12 protein-coding genes are annotated in these 17,847 nt (G+C 60.3%); 4 read left to right on the forward strand and 8 right to left on the reverse strand.

Annotation, left to right across the window (positions count from 1 at the left end; genetic code table 11):
- The first annotated feature begins 356 nt into the window (after positions 1–356).
- Positions 357–1,832, forward strand: coding sequence for a methyl-accepting chemotaxis protein (locus tag QWZ03_RS12110; RefSeq protein WP_290332956.1), 1,476 nt, complete (start codon positions 357–359; stop codon positions 1,830–1,832).
- Positions 1,833–1,928: 96 nt separating this feature from the next.
- Here the strand turns inward: QWZ03_RS12110 and QWZ03_RS12115 are convergent, their stop codons facing one another.
- Positions 1,929–5,066, reverse strand: coding sequence for a glycoside hydrolase family 3 protein (locus tag QWZ03_RS12115; RefSeq protein WP_290332957.1), 3,138 nt, complete (start codon positions 5,064–5,066; stop codon positions 1,929–1,931).
- Between the two features lie 308 nt (positions 5,067–5,374).
- Between QWZ03_RS12115 and QWZ03_RS12120 the strand changes: the two genes are divergently transcribed.
- Genes QWZ03_RS12120 through QWZ03_RS12130 form a run of 3 tightly spaced genes read left to right on the forward strand, consistent with a single transcriptional unit; the run spans position 5,375 to position 8,327 of the window.
- Complete coding sequence (locus QWZ03_RS12120; RefSeq protein WP_290332958.1) at positions 5,375–6,403, forward strand: efflux RND transporter periplasmic adaptor subunit; 1,029 nt, start codon at positions 5,375–5,377, stop codon at positions 6,401–6,403.
- Entirely contained in the window at positions 6,400–7,641 is a 1,242-nt protein-coding gene (locus tag QWZ03_RS12125; RefSeq protein WP_290332959.1) for an ABC transporter permease, read from the forward strand. The genes QWZ03_RS12120 and QWZ03_RS12125 overlap by 4 nt, the downstream gene beginning before the upstream one ends.
- Positions 7,638–8,327 (forward strand): ABC transporter ATP-binding protein, encoded by a 690-nt coding sequence (locus QWZ03_RS12130; RefSeq protein ID WP_290332960.1) that lies wholly within the window; start codon positions 7,638–7,640, stop codon positions 8,325–8,327. The genes QWZ03_RS12125 and QWZ03_RS12130 overlap by 4 nt, the downstream gene beginning before the upstream one ends.
- A 136-nt stretch (positions 8,328–8,463) precedes the next feature.
- On the opposite strand, the gene QWZ03_RS12135 is transcribed toward QWZ03_RS12130, so the two are convergent.
- The 7 genes from QWZ03_RS12135 to QWZ03_RS12165 all read right to left on the reverse strand — a co-directional run bounded on the left by QWZ03_RS12135 (position 8,464) and on the right by QWZ03_RS12165 (position 17,671).
- A complete protein-coding gene (locus tag QWZ03_RS12135) occupies positions 8,464–10,986 on the reverse strand; it encodes a phosphoketolase family protein (RefSeq protein WP_290332961.1) in 2,523 nt (840 codons plus the stop codon).
- Positions 10,987–11,383: 397 nt separating this feature from the next.
- Positions 11,384–13,324, reverse strand: a complete 1,941-nt coding sequence (locus QWZ03_RS12140) for a S9 family peptidase (RefSeq protein ID WP_290332962.1) — start codon at positions 13,322–13,324, stop codon at positions 11,384–11,386.
- A gap of 76 nt (positions 13,325–13,400) precedes the next feature.
- The gene (locus QWZ03_RS12145) at positions 13,401–13,619 is read right to left on the reverse strand and encodes a TM2 domain-containing protein (RefSeq protein ID WP_290332963.1); all 219 of its coding nucleotides are present in this window, start codon (positions 13,617–13,619) and stop codon (positions 13,401–13,403) included.
- A gap of 154 nt (positions 13,620–13,773) precedes the next feature.
- Positions 13,774–14,985 carry an ABC transporter permease gene (locus tag QWZ03_RS12150; RefSeq protein ID WP_284196179.1) on the reverse strand — a complete coding sequence of 404 codons (1,212 nt, stop codon included), beginning with the start codon at positions 14,983–14,985 and terminating at the stop codon, positions 13,774–13,776.
- 8 nt (positions 14,986–14,993) lie between these two features.
- The gene (locus QWZ03_RS12155; RefSeq protein ID WP_290332964.1) at positions 14,994–15,707 is read right to left on the reverse strand and encodes an ABC transporter ATP-binding protein; all 714 of its coding nucleotides are present in this window, start codon (positions 15,705–15,707) and stop codon (positions 14,994–14,996) included.
- A complete protein-coding gene (locus tag QWZ03_RS12160) occupies positions 15,704–16,915 on the reverse strand; it encodes an efflux RND transporter periplasmic adaptor subunit (RefSeq protein WP_290332965.1) in 1,212 nt (403 codons plus the stop codon). Before QWZ03_RS12160 ends, QWZ03_RS12155 begins: the two co-directional genes overlap by 4 nt.
- Positions 16,916–16,993: 78 nt before the next feature.
- The gene (locus QWZ03_RS12165) at positions 16,994–17,671 is read right to left on the reverse strand and encodes a YIP1 family protein (protein WP_290332966.1); all 678 of its coding nucleotides are present in this window, start codon (positions 17,669–17,671) and stop codon (positions 16,994–16,996) included.
- Positions 17,672–17,847: the final 176 nt, after the last annotated feature.

Consider the following 17,847-nt stretch of genomic DNA (forward strand, 5'->3'; position numbering starts at 1 on the left):
TGGACGCAGCTTGCGCTGATCGAGCGGTACCACCATGTAGTAGCGGGGAAATGATGTGGCCGGCCAGCAAGGCAAGGGCAGTGATGGAAAAATTAGACAGTTGTACAATTAAAAATTGACACAGATGTACCAATATAAGAAAATCAACATATCGAATGGGTGCGCAAGTGCTCGCTCGATGTTTCTCCTCTATTCTCCTTTGTATTTTTCATGGCCCAACCGCAACGTTGGGCTATTTTTTTGACTGCTATAACGGGTGTGGAGCAAATACTTTAGTCGCGGTTAGTGCAAGCGCTTGCTTGTGTAGAATGCCCCTAAGTCATACCTAAGCTTGTCAGCGCCAGGAGATGCCACCGATGTCCATCAGCCAGACCTTCAGCAGTGTTCTTGACTGGTTCATTCCTGAATCCATCCGCCAAAGCCCGCTGGACCTGAGCCGTGCCCGCAACATTGTTGGCGCCACGTTGCTCGCTGCTGTTTTTGTGCCTATTTTCGCCCTCAACTACTTCAAGTTGGGGCATGGCGCCATGGGCTGGGGCATCGTGACGGCGGGCTTCCTGATGTTGACGGCAGGCTTTTTGCTCAAGCTCACTGGTTTGCTACCCTTGGTGCGGGAGTACGCGATTGCCGTGTTCTTCGGCATGGTGGTCTGGATGTGTTACGTCAACGGCGGGATAGAGTCGTCGTCATCCCCTTGGTTCCTGCTGGTGCCGGTGGCGTCGATGTTCATCGGCGGCAAGAAAAGTGCGACGTTCTGGAGCGTAGGTGCGCTGATCGCCATCGTGCTGTTCTTTGTGGCGCACAAGCATGGTTGGGCCTTGCCCAAGAGCCCCCTGGGCGCCGAACTGCACCCTCAGCTGCAAACCCGTTCGCTGGTTGGCCTGACCATCGTGATCTACGCCCTGGCCATGGTGTTTGAGTTCGGCAAGGTCAAGAGCTTCGAGAAGACTGAGCAGGCCAGGCAGGAGGCAGAGCGGGGCAATGCTGCCATGCAGCAGTTGCTGGCGCAGGTAACGGGTGCCATCGGCACGGCTTCGGGCCAGACCGCGCAGATTAGTGAGCGTACGGCTTCGATCAGCCAGACCATGCGTCACCAGGCTGGCGAGGCCGCCGAGATGGCCCGCATCGTGGATGAGATTGCGGCCTTGACCGTAAAGAGCGCCGAACAGTCAGGCCAGGCTGCGAGGGAGGCACAAGAGGCGGGACGGCTGGCCGGCGAGGGCGGGCGGGCCATGAACCTCACGCTCAGCAACCTGGGCAAGGCATCTGAAGTGGTTACCCACTCGGCAGCACGCATTGAGGAACTGGGCCGGCGCAGCGACGAAATAGGCGGCATTGTGCAGGTGATACGGGAAATCGCCGATCAGACCAATCTGCTGGCGCTGAACGCGGCCATTGAGGCTGCCCGTGCGGGCGAGCAGGGACGGGGCTTTGCGGTGGTGGCGGATGAAGTCCGCAAGCTGGCGGAGCGGACCAGTACGGCAACCCGTGAAATAGAAGAAAAGATAGGCGCCATTCTGGCAGGCACCAATCAGGCCATGGAAGCCATGCGCGAAGGCACCCAGCGCATGGGCGAAATCAACCTGAGCGCCGCCCAGGCGGGGAATCGTCTGGACGAGATCATTTCCGGCGCGGGCCGTGTTGCCAGCCTGATCGGCGAAGTGGCAAAAAATGAGGAACGCCAGTCGGGCCAGTTCCAGACCATCGCCACCGATATTGCGGAGCTACGGGTGGATATGCAGACGGCCAGCCATTCGGCGGAGGCCATCGACCAGGCTGTCAGCAAGCTGGATACCACGGTTCGGGGTCTGGACGAGTTTATCAGGGCGTAGTAACCAGGCACCTGGATTGCAGGCTGGCTTGCTACGCGAGTCGCCTGCTTGTGGGCGAGCCAAAACACTGGCTGCCCACATTGGTAGCAGACGGCGCTACTGCCTGAAAGCGATCTTGCGTAGCCGTAGCGCTACACCCGACTGGTCTCCCCATACGGGCAGCAGATCAAATGGCGCGTTGAGCTGACCCAGTCTGAAGCAGGGTGTGGGGTTGGCCAATATCTCCGTCATCGGCAGGGAGAAGCGTGTCCAGACACCTGCCTGGGGCCGGCCTATCCGGTAGTCATTGCTGTGGCAGCCTTGACCTGTACTTTCCAGCTTGATGGCCAATCCCTGCGTATTGCCACCCCAGCTTTCTACCAGCAGCTCAAACTCCAGTTTGCCGTGGTCAAATGCCTGCAGATCCAAGGGGCCGCCGGTGACATAGAACAAGCCATTGCCGGGGGCTGGATGGGCCCAGCGCAGTGCCAGCTCACCATTACCCGCTGCGGCCATGCCGACTACGCCGGCCTGGCTGGACCACAGACTGGGTTGAAGCCCCGCCGCAAACTGGCCCCCCTCCAATACCGTGTAATAAGGTCCTGGCTTGGCTGCGCCCGCTTGCAATTGGTCACAGCGTACCGCGTCGGCATCCGCACCGGCACCCGCTTGCCAGCGCACATGGGCAAAGGCTGCGCTGAATGGCTGATCGGTATAGACCAGGAAGGGTACGTTGATACGGCTGAAATCACTGCCGCGGGCGGCAAAGCAGGACAGGGGAAGCTTGAGTGTCTGGCGTGTTCCCAGCGGCAGGCGCTCGAACAGCGCCGTTACATCGACTTCGCCCCGGCAAGGATAACCGCAGTCTATGGCCAGTTTGACCGCTCCCCGGGGCAACTGCAGGGTCTGCACATCGAACAGCAGCGCACCCTGTTGATCCAGGTAGCTGCGCAGATCCTGTGGCTGGCTGCTTGCAGCATAGAATTGGCCCGCAGCGCGCCAGGTCAACAGCTTGGCATCCTGTTGCACATTCAACTGGGTGGTGCTGAGTAGCAGCGAGGGGTTGCTGGCGGGCAGGGCCAGGCTGGCATTGAGGTCATTGCCTACCGGCACACCGGCCCAACCGTTGGCTGCGGTACTGATCTGCAAGGCGAACGGTGCTTGGTCGGTCTGGCGGAAAACCAGCAGTTCAGGTGGGGTATTGCCATTGCAGGGCTGGTTGCTGCCGCGCTCATCCAGCGCCCCCAGGTTGCCGGTCTGCGATACGCTCAAGCCGTAACCGTAAGCAAACAACGGCGGCGTGCCGCCATCGCCACGGTTGACCGTAGTCTGGCAGGCGGTGGCAGGCCAGGAGAATGACAGCCGGCCACTGAAATCGTAAGCCACGGCACCGTCTGACCGACGGAATAGTAGATCGGCCACACCCGCGCCTTCGGTACCCGGTAGCCAACCGGAGATAAAGGCACTGGAGCGGTTCAGCAGATCGTTGACATGAGCGGGCCGCCCACTGAGCAGAATGGTCACGACCGGCACACCACGCCCGCTTACCGCATTGAGTACGGCCAGGTCTTCCGGGTAGCGCCGGCTATGGCTCAGATTGCCGGCCAGGCCAATGTCGCCGCTGCCTTCGGCATAGGGTGTCTCGCCGATGACCGCGATCACCGCATCCACATCGGCCAGGCTCACGCCCGAGGCAGTTTCGCTATAGCGTACCAGTGCCTCACCCAATGTCTGCTTGATACCGGCCAATACCGTATCACCTACGGGGAAATCGGCGTTGCTGTTGCCAGTGCCCTGCCAGCTGAGTGACCAGCCCCCGGTCTGGTTCTGTAGGCTGTTGGCGCTCTTGCCCACCACCAGGACCCGGCTGTTGCGCGCCAAGGGCAGCAACTGCTGCTGGTTTTTCATCAATACCAGGGATTTGCGTACTGCCTCGCGCGCCAGGGCTCTCGCTTGCAGGGCTGCCTGGCTGCCGGCCTCCGGGCGTTGCGATGGGCGTTTGCCGTCGAATAGCCCGGCACGCAGCTTTACCCGGAGTATCCGCCTGACAGCATCATCTATCCGTGCCTGGCTGATCTGCCCATTCTGTACCTGCGCCATCGTATTGCTGATGAAGGCGCGCCATTCATCGGGCACCATGATGATGTCGATACCGGCGTTGATGGCTTGCGGACAACTGGCATTGCTACAGCCCGGTATCTGGCCTATGCCGTTCCAGTCCGAGACCAGCAGGCCATCAAACCCCATGCGGGTCTTGAGCACACCATTGAGCATGGCATGGCTGCCATGCAGCTTGCCTACCGGCTCGCCGTTGAGGGGCTTGTCCCAGCTGTTGAAGCTGACCATGACGGTCTGTACTCCTGCAGCCAAGGCACTGTAATAGCCCTGCCCATGCCGATTGATCAGCTCTGCCTCGCTGGCGCGGTTTACCCCCTGGTCAATGCCGGCTTCCGTGCCGCCGTCTCCGATAAAATGCTTGGCGGTGGCCAGTACATTGGCCTCACCCAGATTACCCTGCAGCCCTAGTACATAGCTGCGGCCATAGGCGGCCACGATTTCCGGGTCTTCCGAGAAGCCTTCGTAGGTTCGGCCCCAGCGATCATCGCGCACCACGGCCAATGTCGGTGCGAAGGCCCAGTGTATGCCGGTTGCCCTGACCGCACGGGCCGTGGCCGTACCGATGCGTTGCACCAGATCGGCGTCATTGGCTGCACCCAGGCCGATATTGTGCGGAAACAGGGTGGCGCCGTAGACGTTGTTGTGGCCATGCACGGCGTCTGTCCCCCACAGCAAGGGTATGGGAACGGCCATATCGGTACTCATGGCGGCAGCGTGGTAAGCATCGGCCAGGGTCAGCCAGTCGCTAGCCTGGGCGTGCTTGTTGTTGCCTGGCCAGGAGCCGCCCCCATTCAAGACCGAGCCTATGTAATGACGCCGTACCTCCTCGGGGCTGATGCTCTTGATCTCAGGCTGTGTCATCTGGCCTATCTTCTGCGCCAGGTTCATGCCGGCCATGATTTGGCTGATACGTGCTTCCATGCTTGGGTTGATCGGAATGGCGCTCTGGATGGCCGGCCAGTCGGCATAGGTGGGCAGGGCGCTGCTGGTGGCGGTCGCATAGCTGTGCTGGGTGGACTTATGGCTGATTGGGGATTTCTTGCTGGCTGGCTCGGTGAGGGCTTCGTCCGAGCATGCGCCCAATAACAGGCAAAGCGCGGCCGAGGCTGCCGTGGTGGCGACCTTGAATGTGGGCATCTGTCTATTCTCCATGGGTGGATAGTTTCAACGTGGATAGCATTACTTACGCAATACTTTCCTGTTTCTGTCTCGAAACTTACGTTGAGCCTGCAGTATCGGTATCTCTCCTGGCAGAAAGCAAGCTAGGCTTGGAGTGCGTTGCATAAACCCATCCTGCCTTGCGCTTCCGCGATTGCCTGCTGCACCCGGAGGCAGGGGATGGCGAAGTCCATGACAGACTCAAAAGCTGGAAGTCTGATCCAGCGCAAACCATAGTGCAGGGCAAGGCTGGCATGCTCTAGGCAGGCAACTGGGAGCGAGATACGGTGCGAAAACACGGCTGGTGGCTTGCGATACTGCTGGTAGCTATCGTGGCGGGAATAGGGTGGTACTGGCGACCAAGGCTGGTTCAGGTAAGCAAGCCTGCCCAGGGTACGGCGGTGGAGGCCATCTATGCCAGTGGCCAGGTAGAGCCCGGTGTGCAAGTACCGATCACTACCCGCAGTGCGGGCCAGGTGACTGCTGTGCTGGTGCAGGAAGGCGAGGCTGTGAGGCGTGGGCAGATCCTCATACAGTTGCAGGATGATGATCTGGCCAGCGGCGTTGCAGAGCTTGCCGCCAGGGCGGAACTTGCCCGGCAGCAATTGCAGCGAGCGGAGGTGCTGTGGCGGCAAGGTTTTGTGGCGGCCGCCGAGCGCGATGCTGCCGCCAGCGCCAATAAAGCCGCCCAGGCAGCCTTGCTGCGTAGCCAGGCGCAGCGGCGTTTTCTGCAACTGGTGGCCCCGGCCGATGGCGAGATACTCCAGCGCGATGTGGAGGTAGGGCAGGTTGTCTCGCCCGGCCAGGCCTTGCTCTATCTGGCCTGCTGCGCACCCATGCGGGTGGTTGCCGAGGTGGATGAAGAAGATATCGGCCGGGTGCAACAGGGCCAACCGGTAGTGCTGGGGGCGGATGCATTGCCCGGCAAGACATTTGATGGGGTTGTCAGCAGTATTACGCCCAAGGGCGACCCGTTGACACGCAGCTATCGGGTGCGGATTGCCATCGATCAGCCCGAACGCTTCAGGGTAGGTATGACGGTCGATGCCAATGTGATCCTTGCCCGCCGTGAACGGGCGTTGCTGCTGCCCCGTAGCGCCGTGCGCGAAGGCCTGGTATGGCGGGTGCAGGATGGGCGGCTGACACAGGTGAGGGTGACGACCGGTGCGAGTATGGGGGACCAGGTCGAGATACGTAGTGGCATAGGGCCGGATGACTTGATAGTCAGCGTGCCCGATGAGCAGTTAGCGGTGGGCCAGGTGGTAAGGATCCGCCAGGCCGAGGCTGGGCCGGCCAGAACGGGCTCGGCGCCATGATCGCGCTCAATATTGCCTGGACCCATTTGACCAGCCGGAAACGGCAGACGGCGGTATCGCTGGTGGGGGTGGTGCTGGGTGTGGCTTTCTTCCTGGCGGTATCGGCCTTGATGCGTGGGTCGGAGAAGGACTTCATTACCCGCCTGATCGATAACAGCCCTCATATCACGGTTTCGGACGAATTCAGGACGGCTCGTTTGCAGCCCGCGCGCTTACGTTGGCCTGATGATCTGGTGGAAATTGCCGGATTGCGGCCCAAGAACGAAACGCGGGGCATACGTGGCTGGCGCTATAGGCTAGGGCAGATAGACTCACTGCCTGGGTTGAGAGCGGCTCCGGTGCTGGTGGGGTCGGCCGTGTTGCTGTTTGCGGGGCAGGAGCAGGGTATCAGTCTGTCCGGCATCCTGCCGGCCCGCATGCGGGGGGTATCGACCATAGAAGAAAAACTGGTCGAGGGCTCGCTGGATGACCTGGAGGCGAATCCCGGCGGCATCATTATCGGTGCCGGACTGGCCGAGAAATTCAGCCTGCGCCTGGGGAGCACCGTCAATCTGGTGGCTGGCGGTGGGAGCAACCGCAGTCTGACGGTAGTGGCGATTTTCCGCACCGGCAATGCTGGTTACGACGAGAGCCAGACCTATGTACTGCTCAAACGTGCGCAACTGCTGCTGGGGCGGCCGGACAGAGTCAATCGCTTCATCATCAAGCTGGCGGATGCCAGCCAGGCGCTGCTTGTGGCCAACCGTATAGAGGCCATGGGGACCTACAAGGCAGTCAGTTGGGCAGAGGCATCGGAGGATATCCTCAATGTGCTGTTTGTCCGTAATGTCATCATGTACAGCGTGGTATCGGCCATCCTGCTGGTGGCCTCCTTTGGTATCTACAACACGCTCTCCACCATCGTGATGGAGAAAACCCGCGACATCGCCATCCTGAAGTCGGTTGGTTTTCAGGCCAGGGATATACGCCACATCTTTGTGCTGGAGGGCTTGATTGTGGGCACACTAGGCAGTGTGCTGGGGCTCGCGGTGGGGGCGGGCTTGATGCAACTGATGGCCAGCGTGCAGATACGTCCGCCAGGGGGAACTGCCATGGTCAATCTGCCGGTCTGGTGGGGTGGGGAGCAATTTCTGATGGCCGCAGGGTTTGCCCTGCTTTCATGCCTGCTGGCGGCCTGGCTACCCGCCCGTAAAGCCGGCAGGCTGCATCCGGTGGATATCTTGCGGGGGGCGACATGAGCGTGGTCCTACGCGCACAGGGATTACACAAGATACTGGCAGGTGATGTTCCCACTACCTTGATCAAGGGCGTCGATCTGGAGATATCGGCAGGAGAGTTTGTCTGCATCATGGGCCCCTCGGGCTCCGGCAAATCGTCCTTGCTCTATCTGCTAGGCCTGCTGGATGTGCCTACCCATGGCACCATCGCGCTGGATGGCGTCAATACACAGGGTTTTAACGATGCTCAACTGACCCAGCTAAGGCTGGAGAAGCTCGGGTTCGTGTTCCAGTTTCACTTCCTGCTGTCGGAATTCAGCGTGCTGGACAATGTCTGCCTACCCATGCGGCGGTTAGGCCGATGGCCGGAGGCGCAGTGCCGCGAGCGGGCCATGTCCTTGTTGACGCGGCTGGGTGTGGCGGCACAGGCGTCAAAGCTACCCAGCCAGCTATCGGGCGGGCAGCGCCAGCGGGTGGCGGTGGCGCGGGCATTGGCGAATGATCCGCTGATACTGCTGGCGGATGAGCCCACAGGCAACCTCGATACTGTGGCGAGCGCGAATGTGCGGCAAATATTGCATGATCTGACCCGCGAACTGGGCAAGTCGGTGATTGCTGTGACGCATGACCCCAAATTTGCCGCTGGCGCTGACCGGCGCATCAATGTGGTTGATGGCCAGATAGACCCGGATTGGCAACCACTGTAGCAGTGTCAAAGCGTACTGCTTGTCGTTGCTCCATCGCGACGGCGCCTTGGCGCTGTATCTGGCCTGTAGCATGACGCTTGGATGCCCCTGGCACAGGGCTCATGATGGGTACGGTGCCTGGAGACATCTATACGGATTAGCGCAGGTCGGCTGGGTCACCCAGGCCGAGTACTGCATCCCGTTCCTCTGACGTAAGCAGGGCATCCAGCCCTAATTTCAGCAATTCACCAGCCTTGGCGACAATATGGGCCCAACTGCAGCGATTGGCATACAGCATGCCAGCGGTATCCAGGGTGCCGCCTTGATTTAGGAAGCCCAGACCCACGGTATGAGCAGGCCCGGTATCGATACGTCGCATGGCGCCCAGCAGGGGGCCGGGGCGGGTATGGCCCACGATGATGCGTAATGGGCTGTGATGGGGGAAGGCGCTTGCCAGTTCGGCATCTGCCAGTAGTCCGGCGTTGGCGGCGAGCCCCTGGTGACTCCCTAGCCTGGCCGGTTCGTAGACATACACCACGGCATGCGGGATATCGTGCTCGTCCAGGCGGCGCGAGGCGCGCAATGTCTCGGTCAACTGATAGCTGCCTACTGCCACCAGTATCAGTTTTTCGTCCGCCTCACCTTTGCCGACCAGCCGGAGCCACCCCTGCTCAGTCAACTGGCGTGCCGACTCCGGTGGCAGGCGGACAGGTACGGCGCGCTTGGGCGCAACCACACACCAGAGTTGGCCCCGGCTGCGATAGCAGGCATCCAGCGTGGCGACCGCGCTGTTCCAGTCGGGCGGGAACACCAGCCGGGCATGCCTGCTGGCTTCGGCCAACCAGGCTTCCGCCAGGGTTGTGTCCTGGTGTGAGAGTTCGTTCTTGCCATTCTCCCAGGCGTGGGAAGACAGCAGCAGTGGGACAGACAGCCAACCGGGTGGGCGGCCAGCCTCGGCCTGATTGCGGGCGAAATTGGCTTCCTGTCGCAGTGCGCCCAGCATTTTCACAGCAAAGGCCTCGTAGCTGACCGCCAGATTGAGTCCACCCTTGTTGGCCAGGGCGGCGCAGATGACAGCCTCTTCATTGAGTGCGGTGATCACACCGCCGGTCAGTGATTCCGGATTGCCTGGCTCGGGGTGGGTGACCCGGTGCTTGAACCGCTCCAGCGTATTGCCCATGCCATTGCTGCGTAGTTCGTCTGGGTTGGCCACCCGTACCCTGAGTTGCGGATTGGCCTCGGCGATGGCGCAGAAGGTGGCATCAAACGCCGCCATGGGCGATACCAGCGGCGATGCCATATCGTCCCGCCAGGGCAGGCTGGGGGCATGGTAGTCCGGGTGTCGCTGCGCCATGGCGTGATCGCGCTCGGTAGGCCTGCCTTGCACCGCATGGGTGCGGAACCTCCGGCGGGCGTCCTGCCAGGCCGAGGGGTGGACCCAGAGCTGGGCTGCAGCATGGTTGAACCGTTGGCGGCAGCTTGCATCAAGGCTGGGGTTGCCGCCCAGCGGCAGATTGTGGGCCAGGTTGGTGCCAGCACCGGGGAAGCCAAAGCCCTTGGGGGCATGGGCGATGGCGTAGGGCATACGTACCGGGTACTCGGCACGGCCCTGTGCAATCTCGGCCGACTGGGCTGCCAGGCTGGACTCCATATGCAATATGGCCCAGGCAAAGGCTGCCGGGTCGGTGCCATCAATCTCCATGGGCTCGAAGCCATTCAGGCGCAAGTGCTCGATAAACCACGCCACGCCGCCATCCTGCTCCAGTCCGCTGCGCTGCTCAATGCGGCGGCCATTCAATATCATCACGGGGAGGGCCGCTCCGCAGTCTTCTGCCCGCCACCAGCGGGGTATCCAGTCGCTGCCGCGTTGCTCTTCGAAGGCGCCATCGCTGAGGAAGCTGACCAGCGTCTCTCCCGGTAGCGGCATGTGCACATACTGAAGCTCGGCAAAGCCTAGGTAGCCACCTTCGATCACGCCCCCCGCAGTATGGGCGTTGACATGGCTACCCAGTGGCGCCTGAGGCCGTCCGCTGGCATGGAGGGCATAGCTGTAGAAGTCCTGGCAGAGCTGGCTTAGCCCTGCATCATCACAGGGGTAGCGTTCGGCCTGCTCCGGGTATTGGTTGCCCAGCAGTGTGTTGACAGCTTCGATTGCGGCGACGCAGTGGCCTTGCCCCATGAGCCAGCTACGAGTCTGTCCGGTCAGGGCGTTGGCCAGCAGATAGCCAACATAGGCCGGCACCATATTGAGTGCACCACCGGTATGCCCCTCTGGTGTCGACTTGAAGTCCGTTGCAGCCGGGGGGGTGCCATCCAGCCTCACCTGCTTGCAGTAGGTCATGTGGGCGACCAGCCACATGGCCTGGCTACAAAGCCGGTCGGCGGCGTGCAGCAGGGGTGCCACCAGGGTGCTGTCGCCACCATGCCAGGGTATGGCGGCTGACTCTATCAGCTGCGCCCAGCGCGCCTGGGTATGCGGGTCGTGGTGGATTACACCATATCCCTGTGCCCAGGCATGCAGCTCAGGTGGGGGTTGAACGTCTGCCGGGGTGGGTGTGGGTTGGTAGGCGATAGCCGTGCCGGCCTGCAGCTTGCGGTAGGGGAAGCCTCTGTGGCCGTCCTGCATGGGCAGTCCGGCATCATGGGCGGCGGTATGGAGCAATTGATCAAGATGGTTCAAGGCTTCCTCCTGTGGGTCTAACGCCTGTCATGAACGTCAATCTTTGAAAGCTGAAATCAATTCCCGCAAGCAGCTCAACTTGATGACGAGTGCCAGCAAGGCTCACTCGCAGTGGCGAGGGAGGACCCAAACTGAGGGGAGCCTGCTGGTTCAGGCTTACCCGGCGCTTGTGCTAAGTAGCACCTTACCCCCCGCAGCAAGGTTGGACGTTGATGCGGATCAAGCTCGCATTGGTGGCCAAGGTTTACTGCACTTTAGTGCCTGTTCAAGGCCTTTTCCTGTGCCAGATCGGCGGAGAGGCGAAAGATCGGATACAGGCTCTTTTGTCATACTGGCGCCCCATCAAAAGAAAACAGGGGAGGCTATGCCTCCCCTGTGATGCTGTACTGCAAACCGTTTATTTGGCCGGCTTCAGGTAGCGCTCAAAGAACTTCAGTGTATGGCCTATGCTGGCCACTTGGTTCTCGCGCTTCTGTGCGCCGTGGCCTTCGTCGGCAAACAGGATCAGATCCGAGGGCACACCTTTCTTCTGGGCGGCCTCATACATCTGCACTGCCTCGCCTACCGGTACGCGGGGGTCGCTGGCTCCCTGGATGATGAGCAAAGGATCCTTCAGCTTGTCGATATGGGTGATGGGCGAGAGCTTGATCAAGGCCTCGCGGTCAGCGACCGGGTCACCATACTCGGCTACGCGCAGGGCGCGGCGGTAGGGGGCGGTGTTTTCCAGGAAGGTCAGCAGGTTGGAGATGCCAACGGTGGAGACGCCCGCATCGTAGCTGCCGGAAAACATGGTCATGGCGGCCATGCTGGAGTAGCCCCCATAGCTGCCACCCATCACGCCTATCTTGGGTGCAATGCCGTTCTTGCTCCAGGCCTTCTTCATATAAATGGCGGCATCTTCGATATCGGTGACCACCTTGAGGCGCTTGGCACCATTGTCCATGTTCAGCCAAGTCTTGCCATAGCCGTCAGAGCCACGGACATTGGGCTCGACATAGATGAAGCCGGCGTCGACGAACAGTTGAGCATAGGGCGAGAAGCCAGCATCTGACTGGGCTTCCGGCCCGCCATGGAAGTGTACGACGACAGGGCAGGGCGCGGGGTTGCATTGAGCCGGGCGGCGTACAAACATGGGGATCTGGGCACCATCACGCGTCGGATAGGTTTCCAGTGTGGCGACCGCGAACTTGCTGGTGTCGGTCTCCGGTGATGACGGCAGCACCCACTGGGTCAGCTTGCCGCTGTTCCAGTCCAATACATAGCTGGTGCGGGGGGCCGTGGCCGTCTCCACGCTGACAATGATCTTGCTGCCATCGCGCGTGCCACCGCTGACGGTAACGTGATCAGCACCTTGGAACTCGGGGAGCTTGATGGGCTTGAGGGTTTTCGCATCCAGCGCGAAGGTCTTGGTGTACCCACCCTCGTTGATGGAGTAGAACAGGCGGCTCTTGGGCTTGTCCAGGCCAAAGCCGGCGACATCCCACTTCAGTTCCGGGCTGATGGCCTCGAACTTGCCGGCTACCCATTTGTACAGGCGGCGGAATTCGCCGAACTTGTTGGTTTGCACCAGCAGTTCACCATCACGCGCACCGTAGCGCACATCGTATTCTTCCTTCTCGGCTTGGCCGATTATGGGCTTGAGCTTGCCATCCTTGGGATTCCATTCCCATACCTCGGTCGCCACATTGCTGAGCGCCTTGCCTGCCAGCAACGTGCCATCGGGCTTGTGATCGATGATGCTCCAGTAGCCCTTCTCGCCAAACAGGCGTTCCTTCTTCTTGCCCTGCAGATCGTAGCGGTAGACGGTGTAGCTGTCGCGGCTCTCGTCATTGCTGCGGAAGTAGATGTAACGACCATCATCGCTGATGAATTCAAAGAAGGTTTGCACGCCAGGAATGTGCTGAATGACCTGCAGTTCGCCGCCACGGGCGGGTTGCAGATAGAGCCCCGGATTCTCCTCGCCCTTGCGGTCGCGGCTCAGGACCAGCCATTTGCCGTCTGGGGTGATGTCGGCAATGCTGGTGGCATCCTCGCCACCGGTCATCTGCACCGGAAAGGCCTGCGGGCCATCTATCCGCCAGACCTGTGCGACACCGGTGACCCGCCAGCCGAAGTACAGCGATTTGGCATCGGGTGACAGCAGGCCTGCACCGGGTGCGCGCAGATCCAGCACGCCCTGAACCTTGCGGCTCAGGTCTGAATCCAGTGGTTTGGCGCGGAATTTCTCCAGCGTATCGGCGCTGACGCTATCTGCACCCAGACCCTTGTAGGTGGTGTTCTCAGCGGCCTGGGCGGCAAAGCCGGCTGCTATCAGCGCGGCGAGTAATGCATGTTTCATGTGTGAGTTACCTATTGGCTTGAAGTTAAACATGGGTACCAAGCACCCGCTTGCGCAGTTTGAAGGCGCTGTATAGTCAGTCCATCTTCCAGTCGGCTATCTTCAGTTCATTGCTATCCTTGAACTCGCCAAACAGGATGATCAGCAGGTCTATCATTGCCCAGATGCACAAGCCACCCAAGGTGAGTAGCTGTATCACGGCGGAAATGGTCCGGCCTGCATAGAAGCGGTGGGCACCGACCCAGCCAAACAGCAGGCACAGGATCAGCGCCAGGGACCGGTTCTTATCGCTCATCAATCTCCCCTAAGGTAATGCGTTGCAGTGCGGCGGTATGCTTCCGCCTGTCTTCTGCACATGCTGGCATAGCCGACCCAAAACTGAACGCGCAGATGCATAGCGTGGCAGGCGAGGGTCAACCATGCACTGCTTGCCGGGCCGGCAATAGCGGTTATTCGTAGCGCAAAGCCTCGATAGGATCAAGGTTGGCGGCCTTGGAGGCAGGCATGATACCGAACACCACGCCCACCACGGCACAGAAGGCTGCCGCCCCCAGGCTTGCCCACAGCGGCACGGATGCCGGTGGGAAGTTGGGTATCAATGCTGCCACGCCATGCCCTAGGCCGTAGCCGATGGCGATACCTATCAGGCCACCGATCAGGCTGAGCAAACCGGCTTCGATCAGAAACTGCACTAGAATGTCGCGTCGGGTTGCCCCCAAGGCTTTCAGGATGCCGATCTCGCGCGTCCGCTCCGTCACCGATACCAGCATCACCGTCATGATGCCTATACCGCCCACCAACAGGGAGATACCGACGATACCGCCCAGCACCAGGGTGCCCATGCTGGTGATCTTTTCAAAGGTCTTGGCAATCTGATCCGGCGACTGGATCTCGAAGTCATCTTCCTCATCAAACTTCAGGTTGTGGTTGATACGCAGGGCGCGCGTCACACGGGCCTTGACCGCTTCAACCTCGTCGAGTTGGGAGATCGTGAAATTGATCTCGAAATCCACCTTGGCCTTGTTGCCTGTCAATGCCCTGGCCGTCTCAAAAGGAATCAGGGCGTAGTTGTCCTGGTTGAAACCAAAGACCTCACCACGGGATTCCATGACGCCCACCACCTTGAACCATTCACGGCCCAGCTGGATGTAACTACCGACTGGATTGTCCGGCAGCTTGAGATCCTCGCGCACCTTGTCGCCGATGACGACGACCCGGCGACGGGTGTCATTGTCAGCTGGCACCAGAAAACGACCCAGACGGGTAAAGCGCCGTTCTATCATCTGGTATTCGGCGGTAATGCCCAGTACGAATGGCGTGGCCGTCTCGGCACGATGGCTGGCGGTACCCAGCGGTGCTGCCATGATGGGAGCCACATGTCCTACGCCTTCCACCCGGTAGCGCAACAGATCCAGGTCGGAATCCTTCAGGTATCGATAGTCACCGCTCAGCCGGTTTTCCCGGGTGTTGAGGGCTTCCACCTTGAGCGAACCGCCGCCCAGATCGGCAAACTGGGCCGAGATCGACTGGGCAAAGCCCTGCATCAAGGCCACTACGGCGACCACAGCGGCGGTGCCGATCAGGATACCCAGGGTAGTGAGAAAGCTGCGCAAGCGATTGGCCAGGATATTGGCCATGGCGGCACGCAGTGATTCAATCATGACGATGATCATGCGGCCACCTCGCTGACAGTGGCTTGGGCTGCGCTGTCAAAAACGATACGCCCGTCATTGACGCGTACGGTGCGCTGACAATGGGCGGCAATATCAGGTTCGTGCGTGACCAGCACCACGGTCTGGCCATCCTGGTGGAGGGCATCGAACAGGGCCATGATTTCCTCGCTGGTACGGGAGTCCAGGTTACCGGTCGGTTCGTCGGCCAGCAGCAAGGACGGATTGCCTACCAGCGCCCGGGCCACAGCCACGCGTTGGCGCTGCCCCCCTGACAGCTGGTTAGGCCGGTGTTGCAGCTTGTCACCCAGGCCAACCCGGCGCAAAGACTCTGCCGCCTGCCGTTCACGCTCCTTGAGTGGTATGCCCCTATACACCAGCGGCTGTGCGACATTGCCCAGCACCGTCATGCGCGGCAGCAGGTGAAAGCTCTGGAACACAAAGCCGATTTCCTGGTTGCGTATGGCTGCCAGTTCATCATCGCGCAGGGTGCCGATATCGCGATTGTTCAGCGTGTAGCGCCCAGTGGTTGGGGTATCCAAGCAGCCCAGCAGATTCATCAGGGTGGATTTGCCCGAACCGGATGGTCCGACCAGTGCCACGTATTCGTTACGCTGTATCTGCAGGTCCACCCCGCGCAGGGCCTCAAACTCGGTGTCGCCCATACGGTAGCGCTTGACGATGCCCGACAGCTCTATCAAGGCCCGACTCATTCGGCTTCATCCTTGTTCTTGCTCTTCTTATCGGCCTTCTTTTCATTGGCCTTGAGCGGGTCGCCATTCTTCAGTTCATTCAGGGTCTTGCCTGGGCCTGTCACTACACTGTCACCCACCTTCAAACCCTTGGTGATTTCCTGCCAGCGGTCATCGGACGTACCCAGTTCGATTTCCACCCGCTTGGCCTTGCCATCCTGCGCCAGTACGAGGAAGCGCTGGGTGGTCTTGGCATTTTCCTTTTCTTCGGTGATGACGGCCTCGACCGGCACAGCCAGGCGCTTGCTGCCATCACTCAGAAATATCTCAGCCCGTGCGCTCATGCCCGAGCGTAGCTTGAGGCTGGTGTCCGGCTTCAGGCTGACGGTGACCTTGTAGGCTCGGCTTTGGCCTTCGGTGGTGCTGGCCAATGCGACTTTCTCCACCAGGCCCTTCAAGGCGGTCTCGGGATACGCTGCCGGGTAGATGTCAACGGCCTGGCCAACATTGACCTTGGCGATATCACCCTCATCCACCTTGATTTCCGCCTGGATGGCCGAGGTATCGGCAATAGTCAGCAACTGGGCGCCGGCTTGGCTTGAAATGGAAGGAATCGCAGTCTCGCCGACCTTGATAGGCAGATTGACAACGCGGCCAGCCATCGGGGCACGGATTTCGGTCTTGCCCAGTTGCTCGCGCGCCTCCTTCAGCACGGCATCGGCGCGGCGCAAGGCCTCCTTGCTGGATTTCAATTCCACTTCGGCCAACTGCAACTGGTTCTTGTCCTGGTCGAATTTGGAATGGTCAACCATGCGGGCTTCAAACAGCTTGCGGGTACGCTCGAACTGGATACGGCGCAGTTCCAGCGCGGTGCGCTGCTGTTCTATGCTCAAGCTACTCTGGCGCAGCCCGGCCTCTTCGCGTTCTATGGCGTTGCGATAGCTTTCCGGGTCCAGCCTCAGCAGCAATTGCCCAGCCTTTACATCGTCACCTTCCGCCACCAGGATTTCCTGCACGCGCGCCGTGACTTCGGAACGGAGGTCGACCTCGGTACGATAGGTCAGGCTGCCTGAGGCCAGGATGGTGGGCTTGATCTCTTGCTGTGCTGCAATCGCGATGTCCACCGGCTTGCCGTCACCGCCAGATTTGGATTTGACCACCAGGGGAACCGCAATGATGCCGATGACGGCAATCAGGCCCAGCCACTTTTTCTTGAACGGAAGCTTCATGGATGTCTCGGTAATAAATGCGGGCAAAAATGCAAACAGAAGTGGTGCAGGCTTTTGCCTGCACCGCAGGTAGGGGGCTTACATCACGGCGACGACCACGGCCCAGATGCCATAGATGACCACAGAGGGCAGGGCGGCGACGATGATGGCAGACGTCCAGCTGCTACCTGTCCAGCTGCGCAGTCCGATGGCGGCGAGGCCCATGGACCAGATGCTCAGCAAGTCCACGCTGGTAGCCAGCGAGTACCAGCGGCTGTCGCTGGGCAAGTCCAGCAGCAAGGGCGACAGATGGGTCAGGTTCAGCGACTGCAGCGTGGTTTCGGGCGACATGCCGAAAATGCCTACCAGGGCGACAAGACCAGATAACAGTTGCGGCATGGATGACCAGAGCGAGAATGACAACCAGGCGAGAAAGCGCTCATCCTTGCAACCCAGCACCTTACCGGCCAGCATGTAGTAGACCGCCATGATCAGGTAGACCACCGGTATGCCCAGCGCAGCGCCAATCAGGCCGCTGAACATCATGATATTGCCGCTCATGTGCTCTTTGGCGGCTTCTATCTCTGCCGGCTTCATGTCCTCATTGGCCGAAAGGGTTTGCATGATCATCCAGTCGACGTCCACTCGGCTGAAGTAGAAGAAGATGACCAGGCAACTGACCAGGATGAACAGGCCCATGGGAAAGAGGACATCGGGCTTTTCCTTGAGTCGCTCGAACAGCTTGCCGGGTTCGGTAAAAACGTTGATCAGTTGCATGATGTCCTCTATTGCCTTTGTTATGGGGTGATCCAGGCCGCGCTATCTGGCAGTGCCGGCAGCAGCATCAGGAACGGGCTGGATGTTAGCGATAGACAGCTATGCCGTGAGATTGAATGCGATGGAACGGCGGAAAATGTACACGAATGACGACAGTCCAGGATTGAGTGCGCCCT

The sequence above is a fragment of the Chitinimonas viridis genome (genome assembly GCF_030409555.1).
GTDB classification, from domain to species: Bacteria; Pseudomonadota; Gammaproteobacteria; order Burkholderiales; family Chitinimonadaceae; genus Chitinimonas; species Chitinimonas viridis.